The sequence below is a fragment of the Streptomyces sp. NPDC046977 genome (assembly GCF_040644455.1).
Lineage (GTDB): Bacteria > Actinomycetota > Actinomycetes > Streptomycetales > Streptomycetaceae > Actinacidiphila.
The window spans coordinates 332,964-346,804 of sequence record NZ_JBEYWO010000003.1; the positions used below are offsets into that span (position 1 = coordinate 332,964).

Here is a 13,841-nt window from a genome sequence, read left to right on the forward strand (position 1 = left end):
TCCTAGCGCTTCTTGTTCGTCTTGCGGCGGCGGACGATGTACTTGCTGCTGGCCTTCTTCGGCGAGCGAGTACGACCCTCCTTCTGACCCCACGGGCTGACCGGGTGGCGACCACCGGAGGTCTTGCCCTCACCACCACCGTGCGGGTGGTCGACGGGGTTCATGGCCACACCGCGGACGGTCGGGCGGACGCCCTTCCAGCGCATACGGCCGGCCTTGCCCCAGTTGATGTTCGACTGCTCGGCGTTGCCGACCTCGCCGATGGTGGCGCGGCAGCGGACGTCGACCAGGCGGACTTCACCGGACGGCATGCGAAGGGTGGCCATGGAGCCCTCCTTCGCCAGCAGCTGCACCGAAGAACCCGCGGAACGGGAGATCTTCGCGCCGCCACCGGGACGCAGCTCGATGGCGTGCACCGTCGTACCGACGGGGATGTAGCGCAGCGGCAGGTTGTTGCCCGGCTTGATGTCGGCCCCGGGGCCGTTCTCGATCCGGTCGCCCTGGCTCAGCTTGGCCGGCGCGAGGATGTAGCGCTTCTCGCCGTCCGCGTAGTGCAGGAGCGCGATGCGCGCGGTGCGGTTGGGGTCGTACTCGATGTGCGCGACCTTGGCCGGCACGCCGTCCTTGTCGTGACGACGGAAGTCGATCACGCGGTAGGCGCGCTTGTGGCCACCACCCTGGTGGCGAACGGTCACACGACCGGCGTTGTTACGGCCGCCCTTGCTGTGCAGGGGGCGGACCAGCGACTTCTCCGGCGTGGACCGCGTGACCTCGACAAAGTCGGCGACGCTGGAGCCACGACGGCCCGGGGTCGTCGGCTTGTACTTGCGGATACCCATTTCTCAGTCCTCGGAATATTCCGGACTTCGACACGTACCGGTCCCCGTTAGGAGACCGGGCCGCCGAAGATGTCGATGCGGTCGCCCTCGGCGAGGGTCACGATGGCGCGCTTGGTGTCCTTGCGCTTGCCGAAACCGGTCTTGGTGCGCTTGCGCTTACCCTGACGGTTGATCGTGTTGACCCCGGTGACCTTGACCGAGAAGACCGCCTCGACGGCCTGCTTGATCTGGGTCTTGTTCGCGCGCGGGTCGACGACGAACGTGTACTTGTTCTCGTCCAGCAGCGCGTAGCTCTTCTCGGAGACCACCGGCTTGACCAGGATGTCACGGTGGTCCGTGAAGGTCCGGCTGGTGATCGCGGTCTGCTCGGCCATCAGGCGTCGCTCCCTTCGGTCTCGGCGGCGCCGTTACCGATGAAGCGGTCGAAGGCGGCCTTGGTGAAGACCACGTCGTCGGAGACGAGCACGTCGTACGTGTTCAGCTGGCCGGCCTCCAGGATGTGCACCTGGGGCAGGTTGCGCGCGGACAGCCACGCGGCCTCTTCGGCGCGGTCGGCGACGAGCAGCACGTTCTTGCGGTCGCTGATCTTGCCCAGCAGCACCTTGGCGGCCTTCGTCGACGGGGACTCGCCCTCGATGACGCCGGTCACGACGTGGATGCGGTTGTGACGCGCCCGGTCGGTGAGGGCACCGCGCAGGGCGGCGGCCTTCATCTTCTTCGGGGTCCGCTGCGAGTAGTCACGCGGCACGGGACCGTGCACGACGCCACCACCGGCGAACTGCGGGGCGCGGGTCGAACCCTGACGGGCGCGGCCGGTGCCCTTCTGGCGGTACGGCTTCTTGCCACCACCGCGGACCTCGCCACGCGTCTTGACCTTGTGCGTGCCCTGACGGGCCGCGGCCAGCTGCGCCACGACGACCTGGTGGATCAGCGGGATGCTGACCTTCGCGTCGAAGATCTCGCCCGGGAGCTCAAGCGTCCCGGCCTTGTCGCCCGCGGGCGACAGAATGTCAATGGTGCTCATATCCTCAGGCCCCCTTGGCCGCGGTGCGGACCAGGACGAGGCCGCCGTTCGGGCCGGGAACCGCGCCCTTGATGAGCAGCAGGCCCTTCTCCGCGTCAACGGCGTGGACGGTCAGGTTCTGGGTGGTGACCCGCTCGTTGCCCATGCGGCCCGCCATGCGCAGACCCTTGAACACACGGCCCGGGGTGGCGCAGCCACCGATGGAGCCGGGAGAGCGGTGCTTGCGCTGGGTGCCGTGACCGGCGCCGAGGCCCTTGAAGTTGTGACGCTTCATGACACCGGCGAAGCCCTTGCCCTTGCTCTTGCCGGTGACGTCCACCTTCACGCCGGCCTCGAAGACCTCAGCGGTGATCTCCTGGCCGAGGCTGTACTCGGCGGCGTCGGAGGTGCGGAGCTCCACCAGGTGGCGGCGGGGGGTCACGTCGGCCTTGGCGAAGTGGCCCTTGAGGGGCTTGTTCACCTTGCGCGGGTCGATCTCGCCGAAGGCGATCTGGACCGACTCGTAACCGTCGACCTCGTTCGTACGGACCTGGGTCACGACGTTCGGACCGGCCTTGACCACGGTCACCGGGACGACACGGTTGTTCTCGTCCCAGACCTGGGTCATGCCGAGCTTCTCGCCCAGGATGCCCTTGATCTGCTTAGCCATCTGTTCCGCGCCTCTCAGAGCTTGATCTCGATGTCGACGCCGGCCGGAAGGTCCAGGCGCATCAACGAGTCAACGGTCTTGGGCGTCGGGTCGAGGATGTCGATCAGGCGCTTGTGCGTGCGCATCTCGAAGTGCTCGCGCGAGTCCTTGTACTTGTGCGGCGACTTGATGACGCAGTACACGTTCTTCTCAGTGGGCAGCGGCACCGGGCCCGCGACCTGCGCACCAGTACGCGTCACCGTCTCGACGATCTTCTTCGCCGAGGAGTCGATGACCTCGTGGTCGTAGGCCTTGAGCCGGATGCGGATCTTCTGTCCCGCCATGGCTACTTCGTAGTCCTGTCTAGTAGTAACGCTCTGGAACTCGGTGGTTCGACCGTCTTCTCCGACCCACGCGGTCGGGCGTGTCGCACCCCTTCTTGTAAATCTCCGCATGGCGGAGACCCTCAGGGAGGGGATACGTGGGAGAAGACACCCACCGAGCGCCTGGTGAGCACCCCGCTGACGCTTCCCGGAAGATTCCCGTACGTCCGCCACCCCGCCTGGGCGGTACGTGACGACGAGTACTGTGGGACTCGCTTCCGGTCCTCCCGACGGGAGGCGCGCAACATCGGCGCTCGACCGAGCAACCCGGCTAGTCTGCCATACCGGACGTGCCGGACGCCAATCGGGCCGGGTAGCTTACCCCGCCCGTGCCGGACTCCAAACCCGCCCCCGGGCCTGGGTCACAGGCCCCCGGTGTACAGCAGCAGCCGCGGTGTCCCGGCGGGCAGCTGGGCGGGAACGTCCGGCGTGGCGTTCGCGGTGAGCCAGGCGGCCAGGGCGGCCGTCGGCACGTCGCCGTAGGTGTCCTTGTAGAGCGCCGCGACCCCGGTGACATGGGGCGCCGCCATGGACGTGCCGCTCATCCTGGTGAAGCCGCCGCCCCGGGCGGCCGAGGTGATGTTCGTGCCCGGCGCGTTGATGTCCACGCACGGACCCCAGTTGCTGAACTCCGCCTTGTGGTCGGACTCGTCGACGGCGGCGACGGTGTAGCCGTCCGGGGCCCCCGCCGGCGAGGTGTCGCAGGCGTCGGTGTCGCCGTTGCCGGCGGCGACGGCCGGGAAGACCCCGGCCGCGGCCAGCCCCTCGACCGCCCGCTCCGAGGCCTCCGTGTGCGGCCCGCCGACGGACAGGTTCGCGACGGCCGGTTTCACGGCGTGCGCCGCCACCCAGTTGACGCCCGCCACGACCGAGGCGATCGAACCGCTCCCGTCGCAGCCCAGCACCCGCACCGACACCAGGCGGGTGCCGCGGGCCACGCCCGAGTGCGCGCCGCCGACCGTCCCGGCGACATGGGTGCCGTGGCCGTTGCAGTCCACGCCGTCCCGGCCGTCCCCCACGACGTCGTAGCCGGACACCGCCCGCCCGCCGAACTCCTCGTGCCCGAAGTCGATACCGGTGTCGATGATGTACGAGGTGACCTTGGCGCCGGTCGCCCGCACCGAGAAGCCGGTCGCGCCCGCCTCCCGGTGGTTGATCCGGGCCAGGCCCCACGAGACGTCGTCCGCGAAGGTCGTCACCGCCCGCGGCCGGGGCACCGTCACCACCGCGTCCTGCTCCACCGCCCGCACACCGGGCACCGTGCGCAGTTCGGTGACCTGCCGGTCGGTCAGCCTGGCCGCGAAGCCCAACAGGGCACTGGTGTACGTGAACATGGGCGCCGCGCCCACCTCCCGCACGACCGACCGCGGGTCCGTGCCGGCTGCCAGGGTCACCAGGTACTGCCCCGCGATACCGCCCTCCGCGGCCATCCTGAGCGGCGCCGGGGCCGGGGGCGGCGCCACCGCCCCGGAGGTGCCTGCCAGGACGGTGAGAGAGGCCGTGAGGGCTGCGGCGACGGCCGCGAGCCGGCGCGGGGATATGCGCATGCGGAGGGCTCCAGGACTCGTACGGGTGTGCACCGAACGCAATCATTCGTAACACCCGGTCACCGGACCCCGCCCGCCCGGAGCGCCATTGGTGGTACCCGGCCGGCGCCGGCCGGCGGCACAACGCCGAGGGCCCCGGCCCACCGCTCACGCGGTGGGCCGGGGCCCTCGTACAGCTCGCCTACGGCAAGCGGCGGATCGCCGGGATCCTTACTTCAGGATCTTGGTGACCTGGCCGGCGCCGACGGTCCGGCCACCCTCGCGGATGGCGAACTTCAGGCCCTCCTCCATGGCGATCGGCTGGATCAGCGCGACCGTCATGGCGGTGTTGTCGCCCGGCATGACCATCTCGGTGCCCTCGGGGAGGGTCACGACGCCGGTCACGTCCGTGGTACGGAAGTAGAACTGCGGGCGGTAGTTGTTGAAGAACGGGGTGTGACGGCCACCCTCGTCCTTCGACAGGATGTAGGCCTGGGCCTCGAAGTCGGTGTGCGGCGTGACCGAACCCGGCTTGATGATGACCTGGCCGCGCTCGACGTCCTCGCGCTTGATGCCGCGGAGCAGCAGACCGACGTTCTCACCGGCCTGGCCCTCGTCGAGCAGCTTGCGGAACATCTCGATGCCGGTGACCGTGGTGGTGGTCTTCTCGGTCTTGATGCCGATGATGTCGACGGTCTCGTTGACCTTGAGGACACCACGCTCGATGCGGCCGGTGACGACGGTGCCACGACCGGTGATCGTGAAGACGTCCTCGATCGGCATCAGGAACGGCTTGTCGACGTCGCGCTCGGGGGTGGGGATGGCCTCGTCCACGGCGGACATGAGGCCGAGGAGCTTCTCGCCCCACTCCTTGTCGCCCTCGAGGGCCTTGAGCGCGGAGACGCGCACGACCGGCAGGTCGTCGCCCGGGAACTCGTACTCGGAGAGCAGCTCGCGGACCTCGAGCTCGACGAGCTCCAGGATCTCCTCGTCGTCCACCATGTCGGCCTTGTTCAGGGCGACGACGATGTAGGGAACGCCGACCTGGCGGGCCAGGAGCACGTGCTCCTTGGTCTGCGGCATCGGGCCGTCGGTGGCGGCGACCACGAGGATGGCGCCGTCCATCTGCGCGGCACCGGTGATCATGTTCTTGATGTAGTCCGCGTGACCCGGGCAGTCGACGTGGGCGTAGTGACGCGCCTCGGTCTGGTACTCGACGTGCGCGATGGAGATGGTGATACCGCGCTGGCGCTCCTCGGGAGCCTTGTCGATCTGGTCGAAGGCCGAGGCCTCGTTCAGGTCCGGGTACGCGTCGTGCAGCACCTTGGTAATGGCGGCCGTGAGGGTCGTCTTACCGTGGTCGATGTGACCGATGGTGCCGATGTTGACGTGCGGCTTAGTCCGCTCGAACTTCGCCTTCGCCACTGGGGTCCTCCTGTGAAGTGGTTCTGGTACGCCTTACTTCATCGGCGCCAGGTGATCTTTGCTGGGTTGCGGGCGGCCGGGGTACCCGACGCTCCCCTTGCGGTTTGCGGCGGAATACCCCGAAGCCTCCCGGTCAAGCCTACGGCGTGTGCGCAGCGTGAAGAACTGCGGTTACTCGCCCTTGGCCTTCGCGATGATCTCCTCGGCGACGTTCTTGGGAACCTCGGCGTAGGAGTCGAACTGCATCGAGTAGCTTGCGCGACCCGACGTCTTGCTGCGGAGGTCGCCGACGTAGCCGAACATCTCCGACAGCGGGACCAGGGCCTTGACGACGCGGGCGCCGGCGCGCTCCTCCATGGCCTGGATCTGGCCACGGCGGGAGTTGATGTCGCCGATGACGTCGCCCATGGACTCCTCGGGCGTGGTGACCTCGACGGCCATCATCGGCTCGAGCAGCACGGGGCTCGCCTTGCGCGCGCCCTCCTTGAAGGCCTGCGAACCGGCGATCTTGAACGCCAGCTCGGAGGAGTCGACCTCGTGGTAGGCACCGTCGAGAAGGATGATGCGAACGCCCACCATCTCGTAGCCGGCCAGGATGCCGAACTTCATGGCCTCCTGCGCACCCGCGTCAACCGACGGGATGTACTCGCGGGGGATGCGGCCACCGGTGACCTGGTTGACGAACTCGTAGTTGGCGTCGCCACCCTCGAGAGGCTCGATGGCGATCTGGACCTTCGCGAACTGGCCCGTACCACCGGTCTGCTTCTTGTGGGTGTAGTCGATCCGCTCGACCTTCTTGCGAATGGTCTCGCGGTACGCCACCTGCGGCTTGCCGACGTTGGCCTCGACCTTGAACTCACGGCGCATGCGGTCGACCAGCACCTCGAGGTGCAGTTCGCCCATACCGCCGATGATGGTCTGGCCGGTCTCCTCGTCCGAGTGGACCTGGAAGGAGGGGTCCTCCTCCGCGAGACGCTGGATGGCGACACCCAGCTTCTCCTGGTCGCCCTTGGACTTGGGCTCGATCGCGACCTGGATGACCGGCGCCGGGAAGTCCATGGACTCCAGGATCACCGGGTGCTTCTCGTCGCTCAGCGTCTCACCGGTGGTGGTCTGCTTCAGGCCCATGACGGCGACGATGTCGCCGGCGCCCACCGACTCGATCTCCTCACGCTTGTTCGCGTGCATGCGGTAGATCTTGCCGATGCGCTCCTTGCGGCCCTTCACGGAGTTCAGCACGGCGGTGCCGGACTCCAGACGGCCGGAGTACACGCGGACGAAGGTGAGCTTGCCGAGGTGCGGGTCGCTCATGATCTTGAACGCCAGCGCCGACAGCGGCTCCTCGTCGGACGGCTTGCGCTTGACGATCTCCTCCGCGTTGCCGACCGCGTGGCCCTCGATGGCCTCGACGTCCAGCGGGGAGGGGAGGTAGCGCACGACCGCGTCGAGCAGGGGCTGCACGCCCTTGTTCTTGAAGGCGGTGCCGCAGAAGACCGGGGTGACGGTGACGCCGTCGCCCTTGCCGGAGTTGATGGTGACGCGGCGGATGGCCGCGTACAGCTGCTCCTCGGTGGGCTCGGTGCCCTCCAGGTACAGCTCCATCATCTCTTCGTCGTTCTCGGCGACGGCCTCGAGCATCTTGCCGCGCCACTCGTCGGCCGCTTCGGTGTGCGTGGCCGGGATGTCGACGACGTCGTACATCTCGCCCTTGGTCGCTTCCGCGGACCAGACCAGGGCCTTCATGCGGACCAGGTCCACAACGCCCTTGAAGTCGGCCTCGGCACCGATCGGCAGCTGCATGACGATCGCCGTCGCGCCCAGCCGGTCCTTGATCATGTCGACGCAGCGGTGGAACTCCGCGCCGGTACGGTCAAGCTTGTTGACGAAGCAGATACGCGGCACGCCGTAGCGGTCCGCCTGACGCCACACGGTCTCGGACTGCGGCTCGACACCGGCGACACCGTCGAACACCGTCACGGCACCGTCGAGCACGCGCAGCGAACGCTCCACCTCGACGGTGAAGTCGACGTGGCCCGGCGTGTCGATGATGTTGATCGTGTGGTCGACGTTGTCCATCGGCCAGTGACAGGTGGTCGCGGCAGACGTGATCGTGATGCCGCGCTCCTGCTCCTGCTCCATCCAGTCCATCGTGGCAGCGCCGTCGTGGACCTCACCGATCTTGTACGAGACACCGGTGTAGAACAGGATCCGCTCGGTGGTCGTCGTCTTGCCCGCGTCGATGTGGGCCATGATCCCGATATTGCGGACCCTGGCCAGGTCAAGTGAAGTGGTAGCCATAAGGCTTCAGTCTTCTCTCGGTTCTCGATGGGGTAGCGACTACCAGCGGTAGTGCGCGAAGGCCTTGTTGGACTCGGCCATCTTGTGGGTGTCCTCGCGGCGCTTGACCGCGGCACCCAGACCGTTGCTGGCGTCCATCAGCTCGTTCATCAGACGCTCGGTCATGGTCTTCTCACGGCGCGCGCGGGAGTAACCCACGAGCCAGCGCAGCGCCAGGGTGTTGGCACGACCGGGGCGGACCTCGATCGGGACCTGGTAGGTCGCACCACCGACACGGCGGGACTTGACCTCCAGGGAGGGCTTGACGTTCTCCAGGGCGCGCTTGAGCGTGATGACCGGGTCCTGGCCGGTCTTCTCGCGCAGGCCCTCGAGGGCGCCGTACACGATGCGCTCGGCGGTGGAGCGCTTCCCGTGCAGGAGGATCTTGTTGACGAGCGACGTCACCAGAGGAGAACCGTAGACCGGGTCGATGATGACCGGGCGCTTCGGGGCGGGGCCCTTACGAGGCATTCTTACTTCTCCTTCTTGGCGCCGTAGCGGCTGCGGGCCTGCTTGCGGTTCTTGACACCCTGGGTGTCAAGCGAACCGCGGATGATCTTGTAGCGAACACCCGGCAGGTCCTTCACACGGCCACCACGCACGAGCACGATGGAGTGCTCCTGCAGGTTGTGACCCTCACCCGGGATGTAAGCGGTGACCTCGATGCCGCTGGTCAGTCGCACACGGGCGACCTTGCGCAGGGCAGAGTTCGGCTTCTTCGGGGTGGTCGTGTAGACGCGCGTGCAGACGCCGCGGCGCTGCGGGGAACCCTTCAGCGCGGGCGTCTTGTTCTTCTCGACCTTGTCCTGCCGGCCCTTTCGGACCAGCTGCTGGATCGTAGGCACCGTTTCTCCGGTTTCTGTGTGCCGATCTCGATACTTCTAACCTGGGGTTTCCCCGACCCACGCGGTCGGGTGTGTCGCGAGCCCTATACGCTTCCCACCGAAACGGAAAGTGCGTATTGTCGGCGTGTCGCGGCGTTCGGCCTCGGAATCCCGCACGGACAAGTGCACGCGCAGGAACCCGGGCACACCCCAGGCACAAGGTCAGAGCGTACCCAGCGCACCCGCTCCGGTCAAAACAAATGGGATTTCGCTCCGTCGCGCCCGGTATGTCCCCATCTGTCAAGGGCCGCTGGGTGACGTGACCTCGTGGGCCACCACGGACACGAGCACCACCACGAGCACCGTCACGAGCAGCAGCAGCGCCGTCACGACATAGCCCAGCACCAGGCCGCCCAGCGCGAACCCGTCTCCCTGCTCACCCGTACGGCGGATCTCCCGGCGCGCCAGGTGACCCAGGACGATCGCGGGCAGCGCGGTGAGTCCCAGGAACACTCCCCCTATGCCGCAGATCAGCGCGGCGACGGCCTTGGCGTTGGCGCCGGGCGGCGGCGCCGGCCGCGGCCGCGGGATGTCCAGCACCAGCACGTCCAGTTCACCGTAGGTACGCGACTCGTACGCGCGCCCGATGCGCTCCTCGTACTCCTGGAGCGTCAGCCGTCCCTCGGTGTACGCGTCCTTGAGCACTTCCACCGTCCGCTCGCGAGCGGCATCACCGGCAAGCACCGTCGCACCACCTCCCCGATCCGCTCCGTCCTCCCATAGTGCCCGAAGACGGGCGCGGACGGCCGAAGGGCGGCCACCCCCGTGAGGGTGACCGCCCTTCGGCGTGATGACGTGGACGTCAGCCGTTGTACGGGCCGTAGTCGTAGTCCTCCAGCGGAACGGCCTGGCCGGAGCCGGTGCCGAACGGGCTGTAGTCGATGTCGTCGTAGCCGACGGCCGAGTACATCGCGGCCTTGGCCTCCTCGGTCGGCTCGACCCGGATGTTGCGGTAACGGGACAGACCCGTACCGGCCGGGATGAGCTTACCGATGATGACGTTCTCCTTCAGGCCGAGCAGGGAGTCGGACTTGGCGTGGATCGCCGCGTCCGTCAGAACCCTGGTCGTCTCCTGGAAGGAGGCGGCCGACAGCCAGGACTCGGTCGCCAGCGAGGCCTTGGTGATACCCATCAGCTGCGGACGGCCGGAGGCCGGGTGGCCACCCTCCGCCACGACCCGACGGTTCTCGGTCTCGAAGCGGCCGCGCTCGACCAGCTCGCCCGGCAGCAGCTCCGCGTCGCCGGACTCGATGATCGTGACCCGGCGGAGCATCTGCCGGATGATGATCTCGATGTGCTTGTCGTGGATCGACACACCCTGCGAGTTGTAGACCTTCTGGACTTCCCCGACCAGGTGGACCTGCACGGCCCGCTGACCCAGGATGCGCAGCACGTCGTGCGGGTTGGTGGCACCCACGGTCAGCTTCTCGCCGACCTCGACGTGGTCGCCCTCGCCGACCATCAGACGGGCACGCTTGGAGATCGGGTAGGCGATCTCCTCGGAGCCGTCGTCCGGGGTGATGACGATCTTCTTGGTCTTCTCGGTCTCCTCGATGCGGATGCGGCCGGCCGCCTCCGAGATCGGGGCGACACCCTTGGGCGTACGGGCCTCGAAGAGCTCGACGACACGCGGCAGACCCTGGGTGATGTCGTCACCGGCCACACCACCGGTGTGGAAGGTACGCATCGTCAGCTGGGTGCCGGGCTCACCGATGGACTGGGCGGCGATGATGCCGACCGCCTCGCCGATGTCCACCAGCTTGCCGGTCGCGAGCGAACGGCCGTAGCACATCGCGCAGGTGCCCACCGCGGACTCGCAGGTCAGGACCGAGCGGGTCTTGACCTCGGAGACGCCGTTGTGGATGAGCTGCTCGATGAGCACGTCGCCCAGGTCGGTGCCGGCAGTGGCCAGGACGCGCCCGTCCACCACGACGTCCTCGGCGAGGCAGCGCGCGTACACGCTGGTCTCGACGTCGTCCGTCTTGCGCAGCGAGCCGTCCTCGGAGCGCTCGGCGATCGCCAGCTTGAGGCCGCGGTCGGTGCCGCAGTCCTCCTCGCGGATGATGACGTCCTGGGAGACGTCCACCAGACGACGGGTCAGGTAACCCGAGTCGGCGGTGCGCAGAGCGGTGTCGGCCAGACCCTTACGGGCACCGTGGGTGGAGATGAAGTACTCCAGCACGGTCAGGCCCTCACGGAACGAGGCCTTGATGGGACGCGGGATGGTCTCGTTCTTGGCGTTGGACACCAGGCCACGCATACCCGCGATCTGACGCATCTGCATCATGTTTCCACGGGCACCCGAGTCGACCATCATGAAGATCGGGTTGGTCTTCGGGAAGTTCTCGCGCATGGCCTCGGCGACGTCGTTGGTCGCCTTCGTCCAGATCGCGATGAGCTCCTGCGTGCGCTCGTCCTTGGTGATCAGACCACGCTCGTACTGCTTCTGGACCTTCTCGTCCTGCGCCTCGAAGCCGGCGATGATCCCCTTCTTCGCCTCGGGAACGACGATGTCGGAGATGGCCACGGTGACGCCGGAACGGGTCGCCCAGTGGAAGCCCGCCGCCTTCAGGTTGTCGAGCGTCGCCGCCACGATGACCTTCGGGTAGCGCTCGGCGAGATCGTTGACGATCTCGGAGAGCTGCTTCTTGCCCACCGGGTAGTCCACGAACGGGTAGTCCTCGGGCAGCAGCTCGTTGAAGAGCGCACGCCCCAGGGTCGTGTTCAGCCGGAAGGAGTCGCCGAGCTGCCAGGGCTCCTCGCCCTCCACGTCCGCCGGCGGGGTCCAGCCACGCGGCGGGACGGTGCCGATCGGGAAGCGGATGTCGATCCGCGACTGCAGCGACAGCTCGCGGGCGTCGAAGGCCATGATCGCCTCGGCGGACGAGCCGAACGCCCGGCCCTCACCCTTGAGCTCGCGCTCCTCCGCGTCCGTGGTGAGGAAGAACAGACCCAGGACCATGTCCTGCGTCGGCATCGTCACCGGACGGCCGTCGGCGGGCTTGAGGATGTTGTTCGAGGACAGCATCAGGATGCGGGCCTCGGCCTGCGCCTCCGCGGACAGCGGCAGGTGCACGGCCATCTGGTCGCCGTCGAAGTCCGCGTTGAACGCGGTGCAGACGAGCGGGTGGATCTGGATGGCCTTGCCCTCGACCAGCTGCGGCTCGAAGGCCTGGATACCCAGGCGGTGCAGGGTCGGCGCACGGTTCAGCAGCACCGGGTGCTCGGCGATGACCTCTTCGAGCACGTCGTACACGACCGTGCGGCCGCGCTCGACCATGCGCTTGGCCGACTTGATGTTCTGCGCGTGGTTGAGGTCCACCAGGCGCTTCATCACGAACGGCTTGAAGAGCTCCAGCGCCATGGCCTTCGGCAGACCGCACTGGTGCAGCTTGAGCTGCGGGCCGACGACGATGACCGAACGGGCCGAGTAGTCGACGCGCTTGCCGAGCAGGTTCTGACGGAACCGGCCCTGCTTGCCCTTGAGCATGTCGGACAGCGACTTCAGCGGACGGTTGCCGGGGCCCGTGACCGGGCGGCCGCGGCGGCCGTTGTCGAAGAGCGCGTCGACGGCCTCCTGGAGCATGCGCTTCTCGTTGTTCACGATGATCTCGGGGGCACCGAGGTCGAGGAGGCGCTTGAGGCGGTTGTTGCGGTTGATGACGCGGCGGTACAGGTCGTTCAGGTCGGAGGTCGCGAAGCGGCCACCGTCCAGCTGCACCATCGGACGCAGGTCCGGCGGGATCACCGGGACGCAGTCCAGCACCATGCCCTGCGGCTTGTTGGTGGTCTGCAGGAAGGCCGAGACGACCTTGAGGCGCTTGAGCGCACGGGTCTTCTTCTGGCCCTTGCCGGTACGGATGATCTCGCGGAGCTTGGCGGCCTCCTCGTCCAGGTCGAAGGACTCCAGGCGCTTCTGCAGCGCCGCGGCACCCATCGATCCCTGGAAGTAGGTGCCGAAGCGCTCCCGCAGCTCGCGGTAGAGCAGCTCGTCACCCTCCAGGTCCTGGACCTTGAGGTTCTTGAAGCGGGACCACACCTCGTCGAGCCGGTCCAGCTCGCGCTGGGCGCGGTCGCGCAGCTGCTTCATCTCACGCTCGGCGCCCTCGCGCACCTTGCGGCGCACGTCGGACTTGGCGCCCTCGGCCTCCAGCTCGCCGAGGTCGGCCTCGAGCTTCTTCTGCCGGGACTCGATGTCCGCGTCACGGCGCTGCTCGACCTGCTGGCGCTCCACGGAGACCTGGGCCTCCAGCGAGGGCAGGTCGCGGGTGCGCCGCTCCTCGTCCACCCACGTGATCATGTAGGCGGCGAAGTAGATGACCTTCTCCAGGTCCTTCGGGGCGAGGTCGAGCAGGTAGCCCAGCCGCGACGGAACGCCCTTGAAGTACCAGATGTGGGTCACGGGAGCGGCCAGCTCGATGTGGCCCATCCGCTCACGACGCACCTTGGCGCGAGTGACCTCGACGCCGCAGCGCTCGCAGATGATGCCCTTGAAGCGGACACGCTTGTACTTGCCGCAGTAGCACTCCCAGTCCCGGGTGGGGCCGAAGATCTTCTCGCAGAAGAGCCCGTCCTTTTCCGGCTTCAGGGTGCGGTAGTTGATGGTCTCCGGCTTCTTGACCTCGCCGTGGGACCACTGTCGGATGTCGTCCGCGGTCGCAAGGCCGATCCGCAGCTCGTCGAAGAAGTTGACGTCGAGCACTTTGTCGTCAATCCCTCTTTCGGGGTCGAAAGTCAAACATGTCTGAACGGTCCGGGGGAGGCGGGGAGCTGCTCACGGCAGCTCCCCGGCCGG

Annotated in this window: 12 protein-coding genes; all 12 read right to left on the minus strand. The window is 67.6% G+C overall.

The genetic code is table 11. The features are described 5' to 3' along the window. Nucleotides 1–2: 2 nt before the first annotated feature. Nucleotides 3–839, minus strand: a complete 837-nt coding sequence (gene rplB, locus ABZ883_RS06625) for a 50S ribosomal protein L2 (protein ID WP_360902510.1) — start codon at nt 837–839, stop codon at nt 3–5. A 47-nt stretch (nt 840–886) separates the two neighbouring features. Continuing rightward, nucleotides 887–1,213, minus strand: a complete 327-nt coding sequence (gene rplW, locus ABZ883_RS06630; protein WP_319139009.1) for a 50S ribosomal protein L23 — start codon at nt 1,211–1,213, stop codon at nt 887–889. Continuing rightward, complete coding sequence (gene rplD / locus ABZ883_RS06635; RefSeq protein WP_360902513.1) at nt 1,213–1,863, minus strand: 50S ribosomal protein L4; 651 nt, start codon at nt 1,861–1,863, stop codon at nt 1,213–1,215. Before rplD ends, rplW begins: the two co-directional genes overlap by 1 nt. Before the next feature lie 4 nt (nt 1,864–1,867). Further along, nucleotides 1,868–2,512 (minus strand): 50S ribosomal protein L3, encoded by a 645-nt coding sequence (gene rplC, locus ABZ883_RS06640; protein ID WP_360902516.1) that lies wholly within the window; start codon nt 2,510–2,512, stop codon nt 1,868–1,870. Nucleotides 2,513–2,526: 14 nt separating this feature from the next. Then, entirely contained in the window at nt 2,527–2,835 is a 309-nt protein-coding gene (rpsJ, locus tag ABZ883_RS06645; RefSeq protein WP_014144312.1) for a 30S ribosomal protein S10, read from the minus strand. A gap of 401 nt (nt 2,836–3,236) precedes the next feature. After that, nucleotides 3,237–4,421 carry a S8 family peptidase gene (locus ABZ883_RS06650; RefSeq protein ID WP_360902520.1) on the minus strand — a complete coding sequence of 395 codons (1,185 nt, stop codon included), beginning with the start codon at nt 4,419–4,421 and terminating at the stop codon, nt 3,237–3,239. 210 nt (nt 4,422–4,631) lie between these two features. Continuing rightward, the gene (gene tuf / locus ABZ883_RS06655) at nt 4,632–5,825 is read right to left on the minus strand and encodes an elongation factor Tu (RefSeq protein WP_319658478.1); all 1,194 of its coding nucleotides are present in this window, start codon (nt 5,823–5,825) and stop codon (nt 4,632–4,634) included. 171 nt (nt 5,826–5,996) lie between these two features. Next, the gene (gene fusA, locus ABZ883_RS06660; protein WP_360902524.1) at nt 5,997–8,123 is read right to left on the minus strand and encodes an elongation factor G; all 2,127 of its coding nucleotides are present in this window, start codon (nt 8,121–8,123) and stop codon (nt 5,997–5,999) included. A gap of 39 nt (nt 8,124–8,162) precedes the next feature. Then, on the minus strand, nt 8,163–8,633 hold the full coding sequence (rpsG, locus tag ABZ883_RS06665; protein ID WP_018558864.1) for a 30S ribosomal protein S7: 471 nt from the start codon (nt 8,631–8,633) through the stop codon (nt 8,163–8,165). A gap of 2 nt (nt 8,634–8,635) precedes the next feature. Beyond that, nucleotides 8,636–9,007: a 30S ribosomal protein S12 gene (rpsL, locus tag ABZ883_RS06670; RefSeq protein WP_014144289.1), complete on the minus strand. Its 372-nt coding sequence runs from the start codon at nt 9,005–9,007 to the stop codon at nt 8,636–8,638. 279 nt (nt 9,008–9,286) lie between these two features. After that, nucleotides 9,287–9,730 carry a DUF1707 and DUF4190 domain-containing protein gene (locus ABZ883_RS06675; RefSeq protein WP_360902529.1) on the minus strand — a complete coding sequence of 148 codons (444 nt, stop codon included), beginning with the start codon at nt 9,728–9,730 and terminating at the stop codon, nt 9,287–9,289. A gap of 118 nt (nt 9,731–9,848) precedes the next feature. Beyond that, entirely contained in the window at nt 9,849–13,748 is a 3,900-nt protein-coding gene (locus ABZ883_RS06680; RefSeq protein WP_360902531.1) for a DNA-directed RNA polymerase subunit beta', read from the minus strand. Nucleotides 13,749–13,841: the final 93 nt, after the last annotated feature.